General features: G+C 65.5%; 9 protein-coding genes and 1 pseudogene. 4 read left to right on the top strand and 6 right to left on the bottom strand.

The window, feature by feature from the left end; all coding sequences use genetic code 11:
• Window positions 1–105: 105 nt before the first annotated feature.
• Complete coding sequence (gene selD, locus ABEA58_RS03930) at window positions 106–2,346, bottom strand: selenide, water dikinase SelD (RefSeq protein ID WP_345549051.1); 2,241 nt, start codon at window positions 2,344–2,346, stop codon at window positions 106–108.
• Window positions 2,347–2,585: 239 nt separating this feature from the next.
• Between selD and ABEA58_RS03925 the strand changes: the two genes are divergently transcribed.
• Window positions 2,586–8,021, top strand: a complete 5,436-nt coding sequence (locus ABEA58_RS03925) for a DUF748 domain-containing protein (RefSeq protein ID WP_345549049.1) — start codon at window positions 2,586–2,588, stop codon at window positions 8,019–8,021.
• A 179-nt stretch (window positions 8,022–8,200) separates the two neighbouring features.
• Here ABEA58_RS03925 and ABEA58_RS03920 read toward each other — a convergent pair whose 3' ends face one another.
• The gene (locus ABEA58_RS03920) at window positions 8,201–8,998 is read right to left on the bottom strand and encodes an ABC transporter permease (protein WP_345549047.1); all 798 of its coding nucleotides are present in this window, start codon (window positions 8,996–8,998) and stop codon (window positions 8,201–8,203) included.
• Window positions 8,989–9,612: an ABC transporter ATP-binding protein gene (locus ABEA58_RS03915; protein WP_345549045.1), complete on the bottom strand. Its 624-nt coding sequence runs from the start codon at window positions 9,610–9,612 to the stop codon at window positions 8,989–8,991. Before ABEA58_RS03915 ends, ABEA58_RS03920 begins: the two co-directional genes overlap by 10 nt.
• Before the next feature lie 265 nt (window positions 9,613–9,877).
• On the opposite strand from ABEA58_RS03915, the gene ABEA58_RS03910 reads away from it, so the two are divergent.
• From ABEA58_RS03910 to ABEA58_RS03900, 3 genes are all read left to right on the top strand, one after another.
• A complete protein-coding gene (locus ABEA58_RS03910) occupies window positions 9,878–10,513 on the top strand; it encodes a hypothetical protein (protein WP_345549043.1) in 636 nt (211 codons plus the stop codon).
• Window positions 10,514–10,862: 349 nt separating this feature from the next.
• On the top strand, window positions 10,863–13,109 hold the full coding sequence (parC, locus tag ABEA58_RS03905) for a DNA topoisomerase IV subunit A (RefSeq protein ID WP_345549041.1): 2,247 nt from the start codon (window positions 10,863–10,865) through the stop codon (window positions 13,107–13,109).
• Between the two features lie 395 nt (window positions 13,110–13,504).
• Window positions 13,505–13,780, top strand: a complete 276-nt coding sequence (locus tag ABEA58_RS03900; RefSeq protein ID WP_345549039.1) for a putative quinol monooxygenase — start codon at window positions 13,505–13,507, stop codon at window positions 13,778–13,780.
• 1,346 nt (window positions 13,781–15,126) lie between these two features.
• Here the strand turns inward: ABEA58_RS03900 and ABEA58_RS14395 are convergent.
• The 3 genes and pseudogenes from ABEA58_RS14395 to ABEA58_RS03885 form a co-directional block, all read right to left on the bottom strand.
• A pseudogene (locus tag ABEA58_RS14395) lies at window positions 15,127–16,458 on the bottom strand (prealbumin-like fold domain-containing protein); the annotation flags it as partial.
• 819 nt (window positions 16,459–17,277) lie between these two features.
• Entirely contained in the window at window positions 17,278–18,861 is a 1,584-nt protein-coding gene (locus ABEA58_RS03890; protein WP_345549035.1) for a hypothetical protein, read from the bottom strand.
• A 5-nt stretch (window positions 18,862–18,866) separates the two neighbouring features.
• A complete protein-coding gene (locus ABEA58_RS03885) occupies window positions 18,867–25,064 on the bottom strand; it encodes an OmpA family protein (RefSeq protein WP_345549033.1) in 6,198 nt (2,065 codons plus the stop codon).
• Between the last annotated feature and the right edge of the window lie 80 nt (window positions 25,065–25,144).

Here is a 25,144-nt window from a genome sequence, read left to right as displayed (position 1 = left end):
GCTGTGGCAATTTTGTGGCGAGCGAAGGCAATTGCATCCCGGAGCTTGCCCGGGCTGGGCAGCATATGGCCCGTCGTTCAGGCCGTTCTGATCAGGCCGTTCAGGTTAGAGGGCTCCGCTCAGCCTCACCGGGGTGTTGCGCGCTTGCTCTTCAAGGGCCTCCACCTCGCCAATCACCGCGGCCTCGGCATAGCCGGCCTTGCGCAGCGCCGCTATGCAAGCCTGCGCCTGCTCTGCCGGCACTGTGGCCAAGAGCCCGCCACAGGTCTGTGGGTCCACCAGCAGCGGCCAGCGCGCGCCGGCCCGCCAGGGTTCGGGGTTGGCAATGCGCTCCAGGGCGCGGGCGTTCTGCGGCTGCAGGCTCGACAGCCAGCCGCGCCCGGCGCAGGTTTCCGCGCCGGGCAGCAGGGGCAGCGCGTGCATCAACAGGGTGGCGCCCATGGGCGCCTCGCCGGCCAGGGTTTCCAGCAGGTGGCCGAGCAGGCCGAAACCGGTGACGTCGGTCAGCGAGTGCGCCTGGTGCTGCGCCAGTATTTCGGCGGCAGCGGCGTTGCTCTGCAGCATGATTTCGTGCGCGGCGGTGACCCAGCGCGGGTTGGCCCTGCCCAGGCCCTCGGCGGCGAGAATGGCGCCGGTGCCGAGCGGCTTGCACAGGATCAGCTGGTCGCCGGGTTTTGCGCCGGTCTTTGCCAGCAGCTGCGGCGCATCGGCGAAGCCGTTGACGGACAGGCCCAGTTGCAGCTCCGCGCCCTCCGAGGTGTGCCCGCCGCTCAGCACGCAGCCGTGGCGGTTCAGCTCCAGCACCGCGCCGGCCAGCAACTGCTGCAGATCCCGCCGGGTCAGGGGTTCCGCCGCCAGCGGCAGGGTCACCAGTGTCTGCGCCGTGGCCGGCCGCGCGTGCATGGCGAACAGGTCGGAGAGGGCGTGCAGGGCGGCCATGCGCCCGAACAGCCAGGGGTCGTCCACCAGTGCCCGCAGCTGGTCGGTGCTCTGTACCAGCAGCTCCCCCGCGGGCACCTGCATCACGGCGGCGTCATCGCCGATTCCGCGCTGCAGCAGTGGTGAGCGCTGCGGCGGCAATGAGGCCAGTGCGCGGGACAGGGCATCGGCGCCCACCTTGGCGCCGCAGCCATTGCAGCGCATCGGCGCCAGGTGCTGGCCGTCGCGCTGGCTGATGATCTCCCCGGGGGTTGCGCTGCCGGCAACCATCTCCACTGGCAGCTCGCTGAAGCGGGCCATGAAGCGTCTGTCGATATGGTCTTTCCACTGCCACAGGGGGCCGCCGGCGAGGGCGAGGCCGTTGCGCACCGCTACGGCGCGGCGGTCGCCGCAGGCCAGCAGCCGCAGGAAATCCCGCTGCGGGCGGAAGCGGCGCAGGGGTTGGCCGGTGAGGGTCGCGCGCAGGTTGTGAAACAGCACCGGCCCCTGACGCACGGCATAGACGCCGGCCTTGGGCAGCGGCCGCCCGTCAAAGCTGGCCACATCGCCGGCGGCATAAATATGTTCGTGCCCCGGTGCGCGCAGATAGCTGTCGACTCGCACAAAGCCGGCCGGGTCCAGTTTGAGGCCTGTATCGGCGAGCCAGGCCGGGGCGCCGGCGCCGGTGCACAGTATCACCCGGTCCAGCGGCAGGGTGCGGCCGTCCGCCGCGCGCACCGTGTCGGCCTCGATCGCCGCCACCGCCCAGCCGGTGTGCACCTGCACCCGCAGGCGCTGCATTTCCCTCGCCACCAGAGTCTGCGCCATCGGCGGGAACTGCTCCGGCACCCGCTGGCCGCGCGTCAGCAGGTGGACGGAAGCGCGGCCGGCGCGGATTGGCGCGGCCAGTGCCTGGGCCATGGCCATGGCCAGCTCGCAGCCGCCGGCGCCGCCGCCAATCACACCCAGCGCCAGCGGCTGCTGCGCCGTGTCGATATCGCTCCGCAACCGCTGCCACTGCCGCCAGAAGCCAGCCACCGGCTTGATGGGTATGGCGGTTTCGGCGCCCGGGATGGTGTGCGCCGGCGTGGAGCCCACGTCGATGGAGAGCAGGTCGAATTCCAGTCCCGGGCGCCCGGTCATGGCAATGGTGCGCAGCTCCGGGTCGATAGCGGTGACCGCCGCGCGGATAAAGCGCGCGCCGGCGGCGCGGCACAGGCGTGCCAGGTCGATATGGGCATCGTCGTGCTGGTAGTGGCCGGCCACCATGCCCGGCAGCATGCCGGAGTAGGCGGTCTGGGCCTCGGGCGAAATCAGCGTCAGGCGCACGCCGCGCAACGGGCGCATGGCCCACATCTGCAGGACGAGGGCGTGGCTGTGCCCGCCGCCGACGAGGACCAGATCCTGGTAGTTGGGGTATTGCTGCATGCTTGCTGGCCGGGTGTTCTTTCGCCGTGTTGTATCCCTGTGTCGCGGCCGCGGGCCGCGGGGATGAACTGAGGCGGCAGAGCATACCTAAAGTCAGCGGTGCTGGTCTTTACTTACGGGGCATAAATGCACCCGTATTCCGCCCGGTCCATTTCCGCGTCAGGCATATTTTCTGTGTGCCATGTGAAAAACCAGCGGAGGCGAGGTGCCCGATTCACCGCAGCCGATGAACTGACTCCATGCCGCAGCCGTCCGCCGGTTCCGCTTCCCGCGCCTATCGCCCGCTGTGGTGGCTGCTGGGCGTGCTGTTGTTGTGCGGGGCGCTCGCCATCGGCCTGTCCGCCTGGCTGCACAGCCGGGTCGAAGATGCGCTGCGCCAGCGCGGGCTGGAAGCGGAGATTGGCCGCCTGTGGTTCTCGCTTCCGCGCCTGGCGCTGCAACTGCGGGATGTGCGTGTGCGCAACCGCGAGGGGCGGGGGCTTGAGGCCGAGCAGCTGGTGTTGAACTACGGCTGGCTGGAGCTGCTGCGCGGGCGGCTGCACCTGCAGGATGCGGAGCTGAGCGGCATCGATATGGACCTGACCTCCACGGTCAGCGCCGGCGGCCGGCGCTGGGAGGTGGCCGGCTGGCTGATCGGTGGCGATGGTGATGAGGATGGCAATGGCGATAGTCGCGCCTCGGGCCAGAGTCTGGAGCAGGACCTGAACTTGCACCTCGGCATCGGCCGCCTGCGCATCCGCGACAGCCGCCTCTGTTATCTGGATCGGCCCCTGTGGCAAGCGCCCAGCTGTCTGACCTTTAGCGACCTGACCGCGCGAGACTGGTCCCTGTCGCTACAGCGTTCCGGTGGCGGGCCGCTTGCGCTGCGAGTGGGCGCCGGCGGACTGGATCTTCGCCAGCTGGCGGTGCGGCATCAGGGCGGCGCGCGCGCCCATACGGTGGTCGCCAGACTGGTTTTACAGGAGGGGCTGTTCGCCCTGCCGGGCAATCACCTGAGTATCGACGAGCTGGCGCTGCGCGGTTTCGGCAGCTGCCCGCCGGCGCGCTGGGCGCAGGTGCTGCCGGTCATTGGCCAGCTGGTGGGTCACTGCGCCAGTGCCCGCCAGCTGAGCCTGGCCGGCGATGTGCAGGCCAGCTTCGGCGAGGGTGCGGCAGTGGCCTGGCAGCGGGCGCAGGGGCAGGGAGTGCAGCTGCGTTACGCCGGCAGCCGCGGGCACAACTGGCGGGCGGAAACCATCCAGCTGAGGGAAGCGCGCTTTATTCACAGCGAACACCGCCTGCGCTGGTCGCAGGCGGGCGCCACCGGCTTCGACTGGTGTCCCGAACGCCTGCGCGATAGCCGCCATCACCTGTGCCTGCGCGCCGGCAGCCTGTCGCTGCCCGAGCCGGTGGCCTTCGACTGGCGGGGCAACCTGACAGTGGCCGCTGGCGCCGCGCGCCTGCAGCAGACCGAGCTGCAGGATCTGACGGGGCAGATTCGCGATCCGCTGACACTGCACGATATCCGCCTGGCCTCGCTCGACTACGCCGAGCGGCGCCTGACCCTGGCTGAATTACAGCTGCAGAGCGCTTCCGGCTGTGTGCCGGGAGGCCTGTGGCGCTTGCCGGACCACTGCCTGCGTATCGCCGGACTGCGCGGCGAGCGGGAGCTGCAGGTGCAGTTTGCCGATGAGGAAAGCGCGCTGCCCTGGGGTTTCGCCAGCGGCCCCCTGGCCATTGACCGGTTGCGGCTGGCGCAGGCGGATGGGGGGGGAAAGACAGCGGCGCAGCCGCTGCAGCTGCGAAAGCTGCACTGGCAGCAGTTGCGGGCCCTCGGTGGGCCGGCCTCCGCTGCGGAGCCGCTGCTGCTGCAGGACCCGCAGCTGCTATCGCTGCAGGGCTGTGTGCCCGCGGCGCTGCTGGCGGAGCGCCTGCGCCCCCTGTGCGCGGAACTGGAGAGCCTGCAAGGGCGCGGCAGCTTCGCCTGGTCCGGGGGCGAACAGGGCTATCTGATTTTCGGCGACCTGCAGTTGCAGCGGCTGCTGCTGGGGGCTGGTCAGCTGCCTGAATCTGGCCGGGCTAACAGAACCGGCGGCAGCGCGGGTGGGGCTGGTGATGGGCGAGGTGGTGCAGAAGCGGGCGGCGGACTGCTGGTGCAGCAGCTGGCGCTGGGGAGCGGCTTCCTGCGCCCGCAGGCGGGCGGCGGCAGCGGTGCTAGCGCCGGTTCTATGCGCTCCGCCGGTGGCGTGCCTGTTAATAATGATCAAGACGGGCTGGAAAAGGGGCAATTGCCGCAGCGCTCGCCAGCACAGGCCCAGCTTGCCGGGGCCGGCGCGGCTGCTCCGCTGCCGGATTTATCCGCCCCCAATCTGTACCTGTCCAGTCTCGCGCTGCGCGCTGTGGACGGCTGCCTGCCGCCCGGCTGGGCGCAGCTGCTCTACCCCCAGCCGCAAATCGTACCCGGCTGTTTCGACCTGCGCGGGCTGGTTATTGCCGCGCCGTTGCGGCTGGTGTGGCGAGAGGGTTTCGGTTTTGAGGCGGGTGCGCTGGCGCTGGAGCGGCTCGGCATCGGCGGCGCCGACGGGAGTTCCCTGCTGGAGCTGGAGCAGCTCGACCTGCCCGATGGCCGGCTGCAGGTAGCCCGGGATGGGCGCCGCTTGCACCTCTCCCTGCCGGGGCTGTCCCTGCGCCGCCTCGACGGCTGCCTGCCCTTAAGCCAGTCAGCGGCAAGCGTTCTGCTTTCCCCGCTCTTTGTGCGCTGTGTGGCAGTGGCAGACCTGCAGCTTGGCCCCGCCGCCAGTCTCAGCAAGACGCAGCGGCGGCTGGCGCTGCAACTGCATAGCGCTGAACTGGCGCGCCTGCAGTTGACCGGTCTCGGCGAAAGCGCGGCGCTGGAGTTGCGGGATTTTGTCGCCGGGCAAGTACGGGTGGACTGGCCCGGTCCCCCGGCAGCCGCCGGCGCGCTGCAATTGCGCGGACTGAAGCTGGCGAACTTGAGCGCCTGCCTGCCGGTGGAAAAACCGGCCAGTACGGGGCAGGGCGGTCAGGGCACCGTCGCGCTTCCCCGCTGCCTGGATATCCGCCACCTGCACAGCACCGCCGACACCGGCAGCCTGGTCGCCGGGCCGGTGAGCCTGAGCAGCGCGCCGGCGGCGGCCCCCCTGTGGCGTGCGCAAACGGTGATATTTGGCCGCCCCGCTGTCACCGCCGACACGGTGCAGCTGGATGCCGTGCGCCTTGAAGGGGTGCGGGTCTGCGGTCTCGACGCTCTACTTGGGGGCAAGGCTCCGCTGCCGGCCAATAGCGCGGGCGGCTGTGTCACCTGGCCCTGGCTGCAACTGGCGGCGGGCAGCCGCATCATGTTCACAGCCGACGGCCCAAGCGTACGGCTGGCGGCGCTGGAAACCGCGCCGCTGATTCTGGGCGATGGACGCCATCCGGCGCTCGCCTTCGAGAGCCTGGGCTGGTCCCGGCTCAACTGGGATGGGGGGGCGAGGCTGGCGCTGGCGGATTTTGCCCTGCGCGGCCTGCGCGCCTGCCGGCTGAACGACGACGCTAAACCCCGTTGTGTGTTTCTGCGCGAGCTGGCGCTGCCCGGCGCGGAATCCTTCTCTGTCTCCGGTCCCTTTTCCGTCAGCGGCAATATTCGCCTCAAGGGGCTGGGTTTTGGCCCGGCGGGGGCGGACGCGAAAGCTGCCGGCGCCTCTGTCAGCATGCGCGGGGCTGTCTATCGCGGTTCCGGTGCTGGTAGCGGAAATGAGACTGGCGGGGGAGCTGGCACAGCGATGGAAGACGCCGTCGGCGAACTGGCGGAGATCAGCGGCTGCGTACCGGCGGGCTGGCTCGGCGGCGATCGCCTCGCTCCCTGTTACGAAATCGGCCGGGTGGAGCTGAAGGGAATCGAGCGTGTGCAGACCGATGCCGGTACGGTGACCGAGCTGGTGGGGTTGGCCATCGATGGCCTGAGTCTGCGCCAGCCGCCGGAGGCAGGGCTGTCGAGGCAGGCTGCAGGGCTGTCAGCGGAGTTGCTGCAGCTGCAGCATGCGGCTGTGGCGCGGCTGGCGTTTGGCGGTGGGCGCGTGGCCTTCAGCGGTTTATCCCTGCAGGGGGTCGCCGGCTGTCTGCCGCCGGGAGATGTCGAGCGGCCGAATCATTGCCTGAACCTTGGCGATCTTACCGCCAGCGGCAGTGTCCACACTGGTCGCGATCTGCTGCAGCTGGCGCGCCTGGAGCTGTCTGATCTGCAGCTGCTGAGCGATGATGGCCAGCGCCTGCTGCAGACGGAAGCGGCCCTGCTGCAACAGCTGGCGCTGGAGCGTGGGCGTCTGACGCTCGGGGAGCTGCGGGTGCGCGGTTTCGGCCTGTTCGGCCGTGGCGAAGATGCACCGGAATACCAGCGCCACACCTGGCAGCTGGAGAGCGGCGATGCGCTGATTCAGCGGCTTGTGGTGGATATTGATGGGCGCCAGCTGGATTTGCAGCACGCATCTTTTTCCGAGCCCCGCATTATTCTCGCGCGCGATGCGCAGGGAAATTTTACCTTGCGCAAGAGTCTGGGGGATCTGTTCGCTGAGTCCCGGAACCCGTCAGCGAAGGCCGCGGAAAAGGCGATTCGCGCCGCGCACGAGCGCAGGCCATTTCGCTACCGACTGGGCGAACTGTACGTGGACAACGGGCGCTTTACCTGGATCGACCGGCAGAATCTGATGCGGGCAAGGCTGCCCATCCGCCAGATTAACGTGGTCGTCCGCGGCGCCAGCAATCACCCGGCGGACCCGCCAGCCGAGATTCTCCTCGGTGGCCATCCGGGAGGCTTTGGTGAAGTGCATATGGCCGGCGAGCTGGATTATCTGGCGACGGAAAAGTGGGATGCGCAACTCATTGGTTATCTCGCCAACGCCAATCTGATTCCCGCTCAACCCTATATCGCCGAACTGCTCGGCTACAAGATTCTGCAGGGACAGCTGGATTCGCGCTTCAATATTGAGGTGCGAGCCAATGAAGTGGATGCGCTCGCGCATATACGCCTCAATAAAATCCGATTGCGGCGCCTGCGCAACAGCGACCAGTTGCCGGTGGAACCGCCGCTGATTCCGCTGGATATCGCGCTGCTGCTGATGGAAGACCGCCACCGCAATGTGAATTTTCTGCTGCCGGTGAGCGGCGATCTCTACGACCCGACTTTTTCCTTCAGTTACATTTTCAGCGACCTGCTGCAGAAAGCCATCATGGAATCGCTGTTCGCTTACTTCACCCCGGTGGGCGTTTACATTCTGGCGAGTCGGGCCTGGAATCGTTTCCGGACCCTGGTGTATCTGAATCCCATCGACTTTGCGCCGGGCAGTTTTGCCCTCACTGCCGAGTCGCGGCGACAGCTGGACGAGGTGGTGGCGACGCTGGAGAAAAAACCCCAGACTCGCCCGGGAATCTGCGGTATCGCCAATGCCCGCGACTGGATGGCGCTCTACCCGGACAGCACGCCGGGCATGCGCGGCAGCCGCAGGGTGAGGGAGCGTTTTTATCGCAACCCGCCGGCAGAGATTTACTGGAAAATGCAGGAGCTGGCGCACAAGCGTGGCCGCCAGGTGGAGCGTTACCTGCTGGAGCAGGGTATTTCCGCAAACGAATTTATCCAGTGCGCGCCGGACTATGACGGCAGCGATTTTAAAACGCCGCGGGTGGAATTCTCCCAGTGAAAACTGTTGCAGCTTTTCCTCTATTGGCAAGCCTGCCAGTTATCAAAAAACAGCCCCGTTTATGACTGCATGGATGCGCAGCGGGAGTTTCGTCAGGAAGCCGGCGCGCTCAAACCTGTTACCGCGAGCGAACGGAACTGCGGCCACAATCTCGGGGAGTAAAGTGCGAGCTAGTGACGTCAGGCAGTTTTAAGGCGATCCAGCCGCAGACGTTCGTGGCCGTCGAACAGTCGCCGCGAGGCGACGCTGACGGCGATAAAAGTGCCGAAGCCGGTGCCGGCGGCAATGGTGAACATGATCAGGATCTGGTACTTCACCGCCAGCGCCGGCGCGGTGCCGGAGAGGATCTGGCCGGTCATCATGCCCGGCAGAGACACTAGGCCCGCCGCCGCCATGGCGTTGATGATGGGCATCAGCCCCGCGCGCATCGCCCCCCGGCGCAGCTCAGCGCAGGCCTCGCGCCAGCTCTGCCCCAGCATCAGGCGGCCCTCAACCAGCTGGCGCTCGCGGCGCACGCCCTCGCTGAGCCGGTCCAGGGCCAGGGCGATACCGGTCATGGTGTTGCCGAGCAGCATCCCCAGCAGCGGGATGGCGTACTGCGGTGAATACCAGGGGCTAGGGCCGATGACCACGATCAGTGTCAGCACGGTGACGCTGAAGGCCGACACAAACATGGACAGGGTGCCGATGGCAAAGCCCCAGCCGCCGCGCAGGCGGTAACTCTGCCGCGCCATCACCTCCCGGCCGGCCAGCAGCAGCATCGCCAGCCCCATCAGTGCCACCCACAGTGGCCGCCCGAGGGCGAACAGGGCCTCCAGCACAAATCCGATCAGGGTCAGCTGCACGGCGGTGCGTGCGGCACTGAGCAGCAGCGCGTTGCCGACGCCGAGCCTCGCCCGGTAGACACAGGCGGCGAGGGCGATCACCAGTGTCGCCGCCATTGCCAGTTGCCACCAGCTGAGTGCGATCACATCCATCCGTTCTGCCCCCCGGCGCTTTCGTTCAAGCGACCGCCCTCGATATGCAGGTGGCGGCTGGCCACCCGCTCGATCTGCGCCCGGTCGTGGGCCACCCACAGGGTTGGCAGTGCGCGCTGGCGAATTACCTCGCACAGCCAGCGCTCGGTTTGCCGGGTGGTGTCGGGGTCGAGATTGGCGGTGGGCTCATCGAGCAACAGCGCGCGGGGTTCATGGGCCAGGGCGCGCACCAGAGCCAGGCGCTGCTTCTCCCCCGATGACAGGCGGTCGATGGACCAGTCTGTGACATCGGCGGTAAACCCCAGTTGTCCCAGTGCCGCATCCATGGGCTTGGGCAGGTGTTCGCCCACGGTTTCATGCCACCAGGCGCTCTCCGCCGGCACCATCATCACCGCCCGCCGCCAGAGATGGCCGCGCAACGTCTGCTGGGTTTCAGCGCCGAGACTTGCGCTGCCGCCGTGGGGGTCCAGGTCGGCGACCGCGCGCAGCAGCCGGCTCTTGCCGCTGCCGGAAGGGCCGGACAGGCAGAGGATTTCGCCGGCGCGAATTTGCAGCGATACAGGTTGCAGCAGGTCGGTGCTTAGCTGGATCAGGGAGAGCGGCGGTGTTTTCAAGGAGCCTTCCAGTCTGTGCTTATCGTGGTGTCAGTGAGGTGCTTAATGGGGTGTTTAGTGGGGCGCTGTGAATGAACTGCCGCAGCGGTGTGATCATTAGTCAAAAATCTTAGGGCGTTTTATTTGTTGGCAGGAAAGCATTTTGCTTTAATCACGTCGTCTATTTAATTTCACATAATAACTTTACATATTAAATTTACATATTTTAGCTCTATACAGTTTCGCGCATCTGCGTGTTAACTCTGTATATTAGAGGAACGCTTGGATGGCTATCCTGAAAAAACTGCAACCGGCCCTGCTGGCCGCAGGCCTCATTATTTTACCTGCCGCCCTGCTCGCCACACCCCTCGCGGCGCAGACAATTTTCGACACGGGGTCCGTATACCAGAGCAGCTGGGGTGTGCAGGGTGAGAGTATCACCATCAACAGCGACACGGCACAGTTCAACGGTATTGGCGACAGCGGCTTTGGTATCGGCGGCAGTTACAATGGCCAGCAGGGTCTGCTCAATTTTTCCGTTGGCGTTACGCTGTTTTTTATCGACGACGAGGCGCAGTTCTCTCAGGGCGTGCAAAATAATCTGACCGGCGACCAGTCCACGGAAAAATCCAGCATTGACGCCGGCTCCCTGTATGTGGACGGCGGCATTGTTTACCCCTTCAGCGAGCGTTTGCAGGCCGGCGTGAATCTGGGCTGGCGCTATTTCGATGTCGAGCGCGGCATCAGTAACTGCAGCGACTGCTACAGCGAGAGCGTCGGCATCGACAGCGACACCTACATCAAACCTTTTGCACGATTCTCGTTCAACGAGCGCTACAGCGGTTCCCTGGCCTATTACAGCTACACCGGTGACAGGGGCATGGAGAACTCAGTGCAGTTCTCGTTCGAATTCCGCCGCTGAGTCCCGCAGCTCGCCGAGGGCAGGCAGGGCCGTAGTGTGTGAGAGTGAGAGTGAGAGTGAGAGCGCGAGTGCATGATGGCACTCGCCGCACTGGCGCCGCACCGGTCCCTCTTAACCTCTTACCCTTTGTACCCCTCATGTACTCCTTGTGCCCCTCTTGCTCTTCCCGCCCCTCGCCCCTTCTCTAGCGGTGCCGCCCGTTGCGGTAGCGCAGAAGCCGCCCCTGAGCGACCCCGTGACTGCCGGGAAGGCGGGTTGCCGGACACTAAGCTCCAAGTGGGCTTTGAACCCCTCGCCGCTTGCCGCCATAATCCGCTACTTCCGAACAGAATAACGAGACGGATGCAGTATGACCGAACCCTCCGTGTACGACGCGACAGAGCGCCTGCCGCTGAAGGAATATACCGAGAAGGCCTACCTGGATTACTCCATGTACGTGATCCTGGACCGCGCCCTGCCGAATATCGGCGACGGTCTGAAGCCGGTGCAGCGCCGCATCGTCTACGCCATGAGCGAGCTGGGCCTCAAGAACAGCGCCAAGTACAAGAAGTCCGCCCGCACCGTGGGCGACGTGATCGGTAAGTACCATCCGCACGGCGACAGCGCCGTGTACGAGGCCATGGTGCTGATGGCGCAGCCCTTCTCCTACCGCTACCCGCTGGTGGACGGGCAGGGCAACTGGGGTTCGCCGGACGATCCCAAGTCCTTCGCCGCCATGCGTTACACCGAATCGCGCATGGGCAAATACGCCGAGGTGCTGCTGTCGGAGCTGGGCCAGGGCACCGTGGACTGGCAGCCCAACTTCGACGGCACCATGGACGAACCCGCCGTGTTGCCGGCGCGGGTGCCCAATATCCTCCTGAACGGCACCACCGGTATCGCCGTGGGCATGGCCACCGACATTCCCCCGCACAACCTGCGCGAAGTGGTGGACGCCACTGTGCATATGCTGGAAAACCCCAAGGCCACGGTTGCCGAACTGTGCCAGTTCATACAGGGGCCGGATATGCCCACCGAGGCGGAACTCGTCACCCCCCGTGCCGATATCCACAAGGTCTACGAGACCGGTCGCGGTTCGGTGAAAATGCGCGCGGTGTGGAACAGGGAAGATGGCGATATCGTCATCACCGCACTGCCCTATCAGGCCAGTGGCGCCAAGGTGCTGGAGCAGATCGCCGCGCAGATGCAGGCCAAGAAGCTGCCCATGGTCACCGACCTGCGCGACGAGTCCGACCACGAAAATCCCACCCGCCTGGTGATCGTGCCCAAGTCCAACCGCGTGGATCTGGAGCAGGTGATGAACCACCTGTTCGCCACCACCGACCTGGAAAAGAGCTACCGCATCAACCTCAATATGATCGGTGTCGACGGTCGCCCGCAGGTCAAGTCCCTGGACGTTATCCTCAGCGAGTGGCTCAGCTTCCGTACCGAAACCACCCGCCGCCGCCTGCAGTTCCGCCTCGACAAAGTCGAGAAGCGCCTGCACCTGCTGGCCGGTTTGCTGATCGCTTTCCTCAATATCGATGAGGTGATCGAGATCATCCGCACCCACGACGAGCCCAAAAAGGCGTTGATGGAGCGTTTCGAACTCACCGACACCCAGGCGGAATACATTCTCGACACCAAGCTGCGCCAGCTGGCGCGGCTTGAGGAAATGAAGATTCGCGGCGAACAGGCGGAGCTGGAAAAAGAGCGGGATTATCTCACCAAGACCCTCGACAGCCCCCGTCGCCTGAAAACCCTGATCAAAAAGGAGCTGCTGGAGGCCGCCGCAGAGTTTGGCGATGAGCGCCGCTCGCCGCTGGTGGAGCGCGGCGAGGCCAAAGCCTTCGATGCCGCCGATTTGCTGTCTTCCGACCCCATCACCGTGGTGCTGTCCGACAAGGGCTGGATTCGCGCCGCCAAGGGGCACGAGATCGACCCCACCTCGCTCAATTACAAGGCCGGCGACCACTTCAAGCTCGCCGCCCGCGGCAAGAGCAACCAGATGGCCCTGCTGCTGGACAGCACCGGGCGCAGTTACGCCATCGCCACCCACACCCTGCCCTCGGCGCGGGGCCAGGGCGACCCCCTGAGCGGGCGCATCAACCCGCCTTCCGGCGCCACCTTCGAGGGCCTGCTGATGGGCGCGGATGAGCAGCGCATACTGCTGGCTTCCGATGCCGGCTACGGTTTCGTGGCCAAGCTCGGCGATCTGCAGTCCCGCAATAAGGCCGGTAAAGCCATGCTGAGCCTGCCCAACAATGCCCGCGTACTGCCGCCACGGGAGATCCAAAACCCGGATGAGGCTATGCTGGCGGCGGTCACCAGCGAGGGCCGTATGCTGGTGTTCCCGGTATCGGAACTGCCGGAACTGTCCAAGGGCAAGGGCAACAAGATCGTCAATATCCCCTCCGCCCGCGCCGCCAGCCGCGACGAGATCATGGTCGGTGTCGCGGTACTGGAAGGCAACGCCCAGCTGGTGATCCACGCCGGCAAGCGTCACACCAAGATCAAAATCTCCGAGCTGGATCACTACATCGGCGAACGCGGCCGCCGCGGTAACAAACTGCCGCGAGGGTTCCAGAAAGTAGATCGCATCGAAGTGCTGAACTAATTTTTCAGCCATTGCCAAAAAATGCCCGGCGGGCCGCGTGTCTGCCGGGCATTGTCTGAAAATAATAATCACGCGCGGTGATTTCAGCGCTGAAAGCACTGAGACTTATCTGTATATCCCCCGCAATCCCATTAAACCCGCAGAAAAAATTCCAGAGAGTCTCCCGCATAGCCTGCCTCAGTGAAGACGGCAGACCGCGGAATTTTTATTGAACAAAGGCTGATCGGCCACTTACCCTGGGAAACATTAGCCCCACTGATCCGAGGGCTTGGGCTTGGGCTTGGGTTTGGGTTTGGGTTTGGGTTTGGGGCTGGGTTTCGGGCTTGGTGTTTAAACAGTGCTGGGGGAGAAAACAGGATTCTGAAAATAGAGATTTCCGCGCAATAAGGAAGCTTATGTCCAAAGTAACCTTGCGGGGTTATATCCTGGTTCCGGAATCGGAGCTTGAAGTGGTAAAAAACGAGCTGGACAATCATAAACGTCCCACGCTCGAAGAGCCCGGCTGCCTGGTTTTCCGTGTCACGGAAAACCCGGAAAACCCCCTTCGCTTTGACGTTTATGAGGAGTTCGCGCATCGGGCGGCGTTTGACCTGCATCAGCAAAGAGTCAGGGCATCTCGCTGGGGGCAAGTGACGCTCAATATTGAGCGCCACTATCAGATTCATGTGTAAGGGCATTCGAGTCGGCCGCCTCTTTACTGAATCCGCGCCTTGACTGAATCCGGCCTTTACTGAATCCGCACCCTGAACGCGAATTCCGCCCAGCTGGCGTTATCGCCGGATGCCGGGGCCATGCTGCCGCTGGGGCGCATACGGATATGGCGCACCGATGCATCGAAGCCATCGGCGCCGGGGGTGGGGACGTAGCTCCAGTCTGTACCATCCCGGGAAAATTCGAGCCCATCGCTGTCGCTGTCCAGGGCGATGAACTGCCAGGACAGGGCGCTTGAGGGGGAGCCATCGGTGAATGCCACCGGCCCCTGGCCCGCGCCATTAAGATCACCCACATACAGCTCCACTGCAGCCGGCAGTGCGTCGGTTACCACCAGGCTGTCAGCATCCACTTCGCCTTCGCCGGCATTGCTGAGGCGAATGGTATAGCGGCTGTAGGATTGGGGTATGGCCTTGGGGTTGTTGCTGTTGTTGATGGGGTCCCACTCCACCTGTGCCTGTTTCACCACCGACAGTTCCGGCAGTTTGAGGCTGTTGGTGGCGGTACAGCTGATGGCGGTATCGCTGCCACCGATGGTCAGGCTGTTGCCGCTCACACCGCTGGTGCCGGAGCAGTCGAGGGTCAGCTTGTACTTGGCCGGGTCGCCGACCGAGTAGGTTTCGGTGAAGGTGGCGGACTCTCCTGCATAGACCCTGACCGGCGCACCGGTAACGGTATTGTTGCCATTGGCCTCTACCGCGCCGGTGGTGGTGTCGTTGATAAAACCATTGGAGGTGACGGTTGCGGTAACGCCATTGGGGGCATTGACCCAGGTTTTACTCAGGGTCAGGGTGGCGGAGCGGCGGGTATTGGTAAAGACACAGGCCACATCCGCATTGGGCATGGTCAGGCTGGCACTGCTGCCAGTGCCGGTGGTTTCCGGGCTGGTATCGCAGCGGTAGCTGGCATCGTAGTTTTCCAGTGCCGTACCGGTGCCGGCTTTCTCCGCAATGCTCGGGTTGCTGCCGACGTCTACTAAAGTGCTGACACTGGTGCCGTCACCGCCCGCGGCGCTGTCGGTGCCGTTGGCGCTCATGATAAACAGAGCGTTATCGCCTGCCGGCCATGGCTCCAGGGCCCGCACATAGGGTCCGAAGAATAAGCAGTTGTTGCTGCCGTCCGGGCATTCTGGCCTGTTCTCATCCCAGTGATCGTACAGAGCCTCGCGTTCCTGCTGTGTGCTCAATGATTGATCGGAACTCTCTCTCCAGCGTAGAGATCGAAAAAAGCCACTATCAGGATACGGCGGATACAGGGGAATGAGGTTTTTCGTCACGGTCAGCGTGCGCTGGCGCACGTTGGTGAAGGTGCAGTCAATATCCGCGCCCGGCTCGTTTACCGCCGCCGCATCGAGGGTGACCTTGCCGCTGGCGAGGTCGACGGCGGCGCTGCCGCCGCTGCCGAGGCCCGAGCAGCTGATATCCGCCAGCCGCCAACCGGGCTGGATTTGCTCGACCAGTTCGGTGGGTACGGCGAAATTCGCCAGGGGCCTGGTGGGGCTGCTGACCGCACTGCCCGGGGTGGTGGTGGTCAGTGTTTCGCCGCCCCAGCCGTTACCCGCGGTAAAAGAAAAACTGCCGGTATCGCCGTTGCTGACCTTGTTGACGGTGAGGGTGGGCAGCTTGCGGTTGATGAAGGTACAGGCAGCGGCAGAGTTACTCTCATCCAGCTGTGCCGACACGGTGCGGTTGGCGCTGTCGATGGTGGTGGGGGGCGCACCGCGCTGGGCGCTGCAGCTGATGAGGGCGGGGGCATCCCAGCCCGGGGCCTTCTCCTCCACTACGGTCAGTGTCTGCGCCGAGGGCAGCGCAGTGATATAGGCGCGGGCGGTCTGGCCATCGGAGAGGGTGAAGGTCGCCTGACCGGTGGCGCTGTTGAGGTCCGAGGTGAAACTGCCGTCCGCATTGCGCACGATCACCTTCGAGCCAGCCGGTCCACTGGCGGTGTAGGTGAATAGCTGCCCTTCACCACCGGGCTGGGTCTCTTTGGTGATGTCGATATGGGCACCGGCGGACACCGGCACCACGCCATCCACAAGGGCATTATCGCCCTGACACTTGGATTTGCCGCCGGGCACCACGTCTGCCGGCGATGAACACTGGCCGCCGGATTTTTGCTCGTAGGTCAGCACGTAGGGCACTTGCAGGGCGCCGGTGGAACCGTCCCCCTGACAGACCACCTTGATCTCGGTGACCCGTATGGTGTCGTCGCCGCCATTGTAAAAATCCCCGCAGGCGTTGTTATCGGCACTAAACCAGGGCGCGGGCGCAGTGGGGAAAGTCGCCACCGAGCAGCTGTTGCCCGACACCGTCGCTTGTGGATCGTTGCCCTCCTGGCCAACAAACAGGCCGATATTGTAGCGGTCGGCATTGCTGTCATAGAGCCGCACATCCACCACGAATTCGAATTCGGCACCGGCCTCGCAGAAGGGGGGGGTGCCCGGTTCGGCACTGAAGGAAGGGGAAACGGTAAATTCCTTCGCGGTACAGTTTGGGCTTGAGATGCGTTGGGCCAGGCAGGTCTGGTCCTTCCATGCGGGAGTGCCGGTGGGCGCAGTCTGGGCGAGAGAAGGCAGAGCCAGCAGGGCAAGCAGCGTCAGGCCCGCCCATCTGCAAACATCGATGCTGCGCTGTGTCATCACGGCCAACTTTATTCTCGCTAAGCTCGTTCTCGCCAACTTCGTCTTTGCCAACATCATTTTTCCCGTTTCCCTGCCTGTGCCGAAGCGGGTGTTCTGGTCGAATTTAAATCCCAGCTGCAGGTAAGGACCCTGGGCGGTATCGCGGGCGGCTTGAAATCCCGGTTGCGGAAGCCGCTCAGGTTCCAGCCCAGGGTCACCCAGCCGTCGCCGGCGGGGAGAAGCAGACCTGCCGGCCTGCGCTCCAAGAGGTTACTGCGCTGGACCAATCCAGCCAGAGGGGTTGGTCACGGCGCACTGCCCGGCCCCGCATGGTCGGTGTGGCTGGCGAATTCCTGGCCATCAAAGCTGGGCAGTACATACCTGACGTGGCAATACAGTCACCACTGCCTGCGCCCATAGCCTTGTAACAGGCTGCCGCTGCGGTTTTCTGTATCACACGGGGGGATACCCGGTTGAGGGCGAAGCTGTTGACCAGTTGGCGGCTCTGTACATCGTTGCCGGTACCGCAGTTGACGCTGAACAGACCGCCGCTGGCGGAATTTGCATCGATATGGCGCGATTTAACCGGCTTTCACCACGGAATTCAAGCTGGCTCAGCCGCGGCCTGTGGCATTCCTGCGGGGCCGCAGCCTCGATATGCTTGGCGGGAGGGGTTTCCGTGTCGGGATACCTTGTTTGGGGCTTGGGGCTTGGGGCTTGGGCCGGCGTTTGACCTTCACCAGCAGAGAGTCAAAGTGTCTCTTTGGCTAGGGCGATACCCAATGCTGAGATTGATCATAAGCTCGCCGAGTGGGCGCACCGGACTCTGCCGCCCCTTCACTTGATCCGCACCCTGAATTCGAACTCCGCCCAGCTGGCGTTGCCGCCGGATGCCGGGGCCATATTGCCGGTGGGACGAATGCGGATATGGCGTACCGATGCGTCGAAGCCATCGGCGTCGGGGGTGGGGACGTAGCCCCAGTCTGTGCCGTTCTGTGAAAACTCTACCCCGTCGCTGGCGCTGGCCAGACCGCTGAACACGTATGAGAGGGCGCTGCTGGGGGAGCCATCGGTAAATGCGATCGGCCCCTGGCCTGGGGCGGTAAGGTCGGCCACAAATAGCTCCACCTCATCCGGCAGTGCGTCCGTTACCACCAGGCTGTCCGGATCCACCCCACCTCCGCCGGAATTGCTCAGGCGAATGGTATAGCGGTTGTGGGATTGGGGGATGGCTTTGGGGTTGTTGCCGCCGTTGATGGCGTCCCACTCCGGTTGCGCCTGTTTCAGCAGCTCCAGAAGCGGCAGCTTAAAGTTGGTGATGGTGCAGGCGAGGGCGGAGTTGTTCTCGTCCAGTTGCGCGGAAACCGCGCGGCTGGCTTGGTTGATGGAGGTTGCGGGAGTGCCCCGCTGGGAGCTGCAGCTGATCTGGGCGGTGGAGTCCCAGCCCGGGGTCTGATCCTCCGCGATGAGCAGGGTCTGCGCCGTGGACAGGGCGTTGATATACACGCGCGCGCTCTGCCCATCGGACAGGGTGAACGTCACCTGGTCGCTGGCACTGTTGATACCCGAGGTAAAACTGCCGTCCGCATTGCGCACGATGACCTTGGAACCCGCCGGGCCGCTGGCGGTGTAGGTGAATACCTGCCCATCGCCAGCGGGGTCGGTCTGTTTGGTAATGTCGATATAGGCTCCGGCGGACACTGCCACCGCGCCATCCACATGGGCCGTTCCCCCCTGACACTCGTCTACCTCCACGTCCTGGGTTGATGGGCAGTTGTCGCTTCCGCGTCCTCCCTTTTCAAAAGTCAGTGCGTAGGGAATCCTTAGGGCCCCGTTCGCAGCGTCGTCCCCCTGGCAGAGTACTTTGAGCTGCTTGATCCGCACCGTGTCGCTCGCGCCTCTTCTGAAGTCCCCGCAGGCGTCTGTATCCTCATTGAACCAGGGGGATGTGAGCGTGTTGCTATTGGGATCTAGCCAGTCGGCTGTGGAAGTGGTGGGGAAGGTCGCCACAGAGCAGGATGCGATCCCCTTGTCGGTCGTTATCGGGTCGTTGCCAACCTGGCCAACGAACAGGGCGACATCGTTGAGCAACGGCTTGTTATCGGTGGGGTCGCCACTGAACACGAGATCCATATCCAGCCCGAAGACGAAATCTGCACCGGCCTCGCAGAAAGGCGCGGTGCCCGGCTCGGCGCTGAAGGATTGGGGCGGGGCAAACTCCAGCACATCACATTTTGGCTTTCCTCGGCCATTGCGGTCGTCCAGGCAGGTCAGCCCCTGTACCGCGGTCGTCTCGGTGGGGGCATTGGTCTGGGCGAGGGTCAGGTGCGCCAGCAGGGCAATCACCACAACCACAGCCAGGAATCGCAACGCTCCCGGCCACCTGAAAAAACCGATACAGCGTTGCGTCATTCCTGTCATTGTCATTATTCCCCTGAATCGCTGCCTGTACCGAAGCGGGTGTTCTGGTCGAATTTAAATCGGAGCTGCAGGTAGGGGCCCTTAGCGGTATAGCGGGCGGCCTCGAAATCCCGGTCGCGGAAGCCGCTCAGGTTCCAGCCCAGGGTTACCCAGCCGTCGCGTACGGGGGAGAAGCCCACCTGCGGGCCAAAGGAGAAACTGTGGGTGCCGGCGCTCCAGGAATTGAGGGCGCTGGCCTGCAGGCCGAGATCCAGCCAGGGGGTCAGGTCATGGCGCACTTCCAGGCCGAGCATGTCGGTATAGCCGCTGTACTCCTGGCCATCGAAGCTGTCCAGCACATACTTGGCGCCATAAAACAGTGACCACTGGCTGCGTGTATAACGCTGGAACAGGTTGCCGCTGCGCTCTTCCGCATCCCAGGGGCTGGATACCCGGTTGAGGGCGAAGTTGTTGATGAGCCGGCGGCTCTGCACGTCGCTGCCGGTGAGACTGTCGAAGCCGAACAGGCCGCTATTGAGCGTATCGACGCTGGCCGGGCTGAACAGGCTTTCGTAGCGGAATTCCAGCCGGTTCAGCAGCGACCAGCGGCTGTCCAGCGGGCGCCAGGCCCAGGACAGGTCGAGGCTCGCCAGTCTCCCCTCCACACCGCTGTCGGAGGCGTCGTGGAAGGCTTCCAGCTGGCTGGAGAAGGCGACGCCGGCGCGGGCCTGGCGCAGGAAGCTGCTGGTCAGGCCGAAGCGCTCGCTGCTGTCCGAATTCCGGGATTCCAGCCGCCCGCGCCAGCCCCAGAGGTCGCCGCGCCAGGAGGCGCCGGCACTCAGGGCGACAAAGTCGTCGCTCACCGCCGTGGCGCTGGCCTGGCCGAAGGGGCTGCTGCCGGGTTCGCTGTCCACGCTCGGCAGGGGGGCGCCGCCGTCCAGGGTGTTGCTGCTGTCGAGTCCGAATTCCAGGCGCCACTGCTCGCCGAGGGCGGCTACCTGCGACAGGCCCAGCTGGCTGTAGTGGCGGGGATCAAAGTCACCGGTGCGGCTCTGGTTGAGGGTGGAGGTGATGCGCGCCCCCTGCCAGGGCGTGACCTGCACGCCGAAGCGGGTGGCGGTGGTGTCCTGGTCGCTGCCGTCGGTGAACTCCCGCGCCAGCAGCACGCGGGTGCTGTCCGTCAGCGCGTAGGTGGCGCCCAGCACATAGCGGTCGGGGTAGTCCGCGCTCTGCGCCTGGCCGCTGTCGAGGGTGGTTTCCGCCTGCAGGGAGACATCCATGCGGCCGTCCAGCAGGCGGCGGCTGACGGCCACCAGTGCCTGGCTGGAGGCCGCTTCCTCCGCTGTGCCCAGGTCGCCGGGGAGTTTATCGGCGATATGCTGGGCGCCCAGGCTCAGGCTGCCGGCATCGCCGTCAAAGCGCAGCTTGCCGATGGCGGCATTTCTCTCGGCATCGCTGACCAGATTCTGCTGATGGTAGGCCTCGGCTTCCAGCGACCAGCGCTCGCCGAGGCGCAGCTGGCCCTGGGCGCCGGTTTTGCGCTGGCCGGCGTTGCCCAGGTTCTGCTGGTTGAGGCCGAAGTCGGCGTCCTGATGGCGGCTGTAGGCGAGCAGGTCATAGCGGCTGCTGTGGTGTTCGAGCTCCGCCAGCCAGGCCTCGCCGCTGCGCCCTGTGCCGGCGCTGCTGCCTTCGCTCTGCGCGGTTTCCAGGCGCAGTTCCGTGTCGTCGGCAAAGCGCCAGCCGAGGTCGGCGCCGGCGAGGTCGGTGCGGCCCAGGCTGCTGTCGTCGCGAAGCGCACTCACGCCCAGTTCCAGGGTGTCGTCGAACAGCTGCAGGCCGATGCGGCCACCGCCGTTGAACTGGCGGTTGTCGGCGGCGCTGGTTTCATATTCGGCGACGATATAGACCGGGTTGAAGTCGAGGTCGCGGCTGTATACCGGCTCGCGGAAAAACAGGGTGCCGGCGGCGTAGTCGATTTCGTAGTCGAGGTAGGGGGTCAGGTTGCGGGTCTCCAGCACCCGCTGCTGCTGCACGCGATCGCGGATTTCAATGCGCACCCGCTCGCTGTTGAGGACAATGCCGGGGAAACTGAGCGGGTACAGGCCGGAGGTGCCGTTGCCCTGGATCTCATCGCGGGCATAGCTCTGTTCGGTTTCCGCCGCGAACACGTTGAAGACCAGCGGGCCGGCGCCATTTTCCGCCTTGAAGCCGTTCAGTGCGCGGCTGTAGCGGGACAGCTGGGTGTTGACCAGGCCGGTTTCGTAGTCGCCGAACAGGGCGTAAAACTGGCCGCGCTCCATTTTCACGTACAGCTTGTCGCGGCTGGGGGCGCCGTAGACCGGGGTGGTGCCATCGCCGTACAGGGTGTAGTAGCGCGACGGGTCGATGGGCGACAGCAGGCCCTCCTCGCGGGTCTTGTCGCTGTCGTAGGCCATGGTCAAAAGCCAGCGCCCGAGCACCCGGCCCTTGGCGTAGAAGCTGATCTGGCCATCGGTATAAACCCCTTCCTCGTCGCCAGCGGCCAGCGGCTGCATATTCTGCTCGAGGGTGTTGTAGCCCAGGGTGCCCTCGGCGAAGCCCACGACCACCCACTCTCGCGCCGCCGGCGCCATCCACCCCTGCAGCTGCTGGGTGCGCACGCTGTCTGTGCCGGTGCGGAAGCGGAAGTCGAGGGTGAAGGCGCCGGAGTTGGTGGTGGGGGCCAGCTCGATGCGGGCGATGCCCTCGTCGCCCTGGACCAGGTACTGGGGGCGCAGGGCCTCCATGCCCGCCAGTTGGCGCTGCTGGCGGTCGTCGTTGCTCTGCCAGGTCTCGTAGGGGGCGCTGATGCCGAGAGTGCCGGTGATACCGTCCCGCACCGGATAGCCGTCGCGGTCGAGAATGCGCACCGCAATCTGGGGACGGCTGACACCGTCCGCCACCAGCCGGGACTGCTCTTCCACCAGCACCGCCCGCGCCGGGGTGTTGGCGTAGTGCACATTGCGGCTATAGCGGGCCAGTTCGCGTCCGCCGTCGTCCAGCACCCGCGCTTCCAGCAGGTTGTCCCCTTCTTCCAGCGGCAGCGCGCGCCACTTGCTGATGGCGCTGTTGCCGGAGGCCGCGGTTTCGACGCCATCGAAACTGAGCGCCGGGGCCGGCTCGCCATTGATAGAGAGTTCCACTTTCTCACCCACCCCATGGGCGATCACGGCGCGCACGGCGGGGGCGCGGGGATTGTGTTTTTCCGGCGGGAACAGCAGGCCGCTCTGGCCTCTGGCCCGCGCCAGCCAGTTCACATCGCCACCGGCGGCACTGATGGAGGAGGCTTTGGCGGGTTCGCTGCTGTCACCAGTCTCCGCCCCGGGCGCGCGGGCGCCTTTGCCATTGCCGGTGGCGGTGAGGGCGACCGCGAGGCGACCGCTGTCGAGGGTGGTGGTGGCCACGCCCGGCTCGCGGGCGCCTTGCTCTGCGCCGCCTTGCTGTCCGGTACCGGCGGGGCTGCTGCCGCCGCCGTTGTGGTCGGCGTCCCCGGGCAGCAGGGCGTCTGTCGGGCAGCCGAGGCGGTTTTCCGCCAGCGGCAGACGCAGATTCTTGCCCAGCGGCGTATCCACCAGCGCGTTCACTTTCAGGCTGGTGTCCTGCGCGCAGGTTGCGGCGGCGGTGTCGTCGCGGCGCTGCAGGGATTCGGTCTGGAAGGTGAAGTGGCGGGTGAAACGCTCGTCTCTGTCTTCATTACCGCTGGCAACTGTGTCCGGCAGGCGCCACAGCAGCATGTTGTCCATCTGGCGCGGGTCGGCTACCGCCACGCCGTCCAGTTGCGCGGTGCCGGGCAGGTAGCGCAGGCCCCCGGGCAGCATGGCGGTAATGCGCAGGTTGGAGAAGTCCCCCACGCTGGTGTCGAGGCGCAGTTGGTGGCGCAGCTGCAGGCGCTTGCCCACCACCTCGGTGGGCGGCCCGGTGCGCCCGTACACGGTTACTTCCACGCGGCGGTTCGTGGCCATGCCGGCGGCGCTGTCATTGCTGGCCAGCGGCTGATCGGGGCCCATGCCGCCGACGGTGATGCGTTCGGCGGAAAGACCCAGCGCCGCGCCGAGGGCGTCGGCGATGGTGGCGGCACGGGCCATGGCCAGGCCGTAGTTGTCCTGGAATTTGGCCGCCGCCCGCGCCGACAGGCGCTGGCTGTCGGTGTGGCCGACCGCCTGCAGGGTCAGCACCTCGCCGGTTTGCAGTTCCCGCAGCAGCGCCTGCAGCTCGGCCAAAGATTCCGGCAGCAACTGGTCATCACCGGAGGCAAAACGGCCGCGAAAGGTGAAGTTGCGCGGCGCCACCGGCTCGATCAGCGGGCTGGCGGCGGTGGTTTCGGTCTGCAGGCGCAGGCCCGCCTCGCCGGGGCGCAGCTGGAAGTCGACGCGCCACAGGCTGCCGCCGCGGGCGTCGACGAAGCGCGAGTAGCTGCTGCCGGCGGAGCGGGTGTTGTCGACGCAGGACACCGGCTGCCAGCCATCCGGCAGGTGGTCGATATCCAGCTGCACCACGTGGGTGCCCGGGCGCACACCCTGAAAGTGGTAGCGGCCGTCGCTGTCGGTGACCACATGGCTGCCGTCTTCGAGCAGCACGCGCACACCGGCGATGCCCTGGCGCTCGGCCGCGGGCGTGTCGCAGTCGCCGCCCAGCACGCTGCCCACCAGGGTAAAGCGGTCGCTGATAAAGGGCTGGCGGATGTTGACGGTTGCCTGCGCCAGGTTGGAATTCAGTGGCCGCCCGCCGGGGCCCTGGGCGCTGGCGCTGGCGCGGTTGACCGCCTCGCCGTTGGCGGTGCCGGCGGCGACTTCCACCACATAGCGCACTTCCACCTGGCCGGCGGGGGCGAGGGGGTCGAGGGGGATTTCCAGCACGCGGCCATCGGCGCTGATGGCCGGATCGGCCCGCCGCACGCCATCGATGGCCAGCGAGCCCTCGCGATAGCGCATGCCGGCGGGAAGCGTGTCGCTGATGCGACCCTGGGTGGCTTCGCGGGCGGTGAGGTTTTCCAGTTGCAGCCGGTATTGCAGGAAGTCGCCGATGGCGGCGCTGCTTTCCGACACGCTTTTTTCCAGCAGCAGGCCGCTGTTGCCCGGGTCCACCGGGATATCCACCACCAGTACCGGACCCGGCACCAGGGTGAAGACCTGGCCGCGGGAGGCCGGCACCACCTGGTAGGGGCTGCCGTCCGGGGCCGGCGGCATATCCGCATCCGCCACGGTGGATGGGGCACTGTAACCGGCCGGCGGGGTGACCAGCAGGCGGTAATCTCCCGGCGGCACGAAGGGGAAACGGAAGCCGACCATGCCATTGGCACCGGTCTGCTGCACGTTGGAGATGGGGGTGACGCCGTCATCGGCGAACACGGGTGCCGCCGAGCCGTCTGCGGCGCGCACCAGCGACACGGTGGCACCGGCCAGCGGGGTGCCGTCGACGGAATCGAACACCACGCCAAGGGGGTCTACCAGAATCGCGGTCTGGGCCGATTCCCCGTCGCACATGGGGTCGCCGTAGTCGAACTGCAGCCGCGCATTGATCCCCAGCACCAGCTGGCCGTCGCCATCCCGGGGCGTATATTGGCCGTCCGCCAGCCGGCTCTGAATCGCGGCACTGAAAATACCGGTATCGGCGCCGGTTTCCCGCAGGTAGAGGATTTCACGGTCGGGGGCGGCGCTGCTGGGATTATTGGCGCCATCACCATAAGCGCTGGCCAGGCTCACCTGCACCAGCTCGCGGATGGCCGGGTCGAGATTGCGGTTGGCGTCCTCGAGCGTCAGCAGTATCGGCTCGCCGGCGTGATACACCGTCGCCGGCACTGTGGCCAGCGCCGCCAGTGACAGGGCGCTGCCGTCCAGTGCGCTGGGCGGCGGCAGCGGTGCGTTGGCCGCGTCCGGGTCGGCGTTCGGGGCATAAGCGCCCCCCTCGAAAGCGCGCTCACGGGCGTCCGCCAAAGACTGCGCGGCGGGTACCTGCTGGTAGAAAAAGGCCGTGGACGGGGTGCAGGCGGGCACTTGCAGCAGCGGCAATGTCAGCGCGTTGGAGTCCTTTTGCACCGGAATGCCCGGGCTGCCGGGGTAAAACCAGCTGGCGCGGGCGGTATTGGTGATGCTCGGCTCGGTGGGCTGGCTCTGATTCTGAGCCTGGGCCGCGCTGGGTGCGAACAGGCTGATCAGGCTGAAAAAGAGGAAAACCAGCGGCAGCCAGACGTGCGCAGGTGCGGACACGGCTTTGTGCCCGGGCGTAGGGAATGCCGGGTGCTGCTGGGATACAGGCATGCTTGCTAACGCGGAAACAGCGGGCTTTC

The organism is Microbulbifer aestuariivivens, assembly GCF_039545115.1.
GTDB lineage: Bacteria > Pseudomonadota > Gammaproteobacteria > Pseudomonadales > Cellvibrionaceae > Microbulbifer > Microbulbifer aestuariivivens.
This window is presented reverse-complemented; position numbering and strand designations above follow the sequence as displayed.

Bases quoted from the DNA above. Each gene is read 5' to 3' on its own strand.
- selD (WP_345549051.1), bottom strand. From the start codon at position 2,346: ATGCAGCAATACCCCAACTACCAGGATCTGGTCCTCGTCGGCGGCGGG.
- ABEA58_RS03925 (WP_345549049.1), top strand. From the start codon at position 2,586: ATGCCGCAGCCGTCCGCCGGTTCCGCTTCCCGCGCCTATCGCCCGCTG.
- ABEA58_RS03920 (WP_345549047.1), bottom strand. From the start codon at position 8,998: ATGGATGTGATCGCACTCAGCTGGTGGCAACTGGCAATGGCGGCGACA.
- ABEA58_RS03910 (WP_345549043.1), top strand. From the start codon at position 9,878: ATGGCTATCCTGAAAAAACTGCAACCGGCCCTGCTGGCCGCAGGCCTC.
- parC (WP_345549041.1), top strand. From the start codon at position 10,863: ATGACCGAACCCTCCGTGTACGACGCGACAGAGCGCCTGCCGCTGAAG.
- ABEA58_RS03900 (WP_345549039.1), top strand. From the start codon at position 13,505: ATGTCCAAAGTAACCTTGCGGGGTTATATCCTGGTTCCGGAATCGGAG.
- ABEA58_RS03890 (WP_345549035.1), bottom strand. From the start codon at position 18,861: ATGACAGGAATGACGCAACGCTGTATCGGTTTTTTCAGGTGGCCGGGA.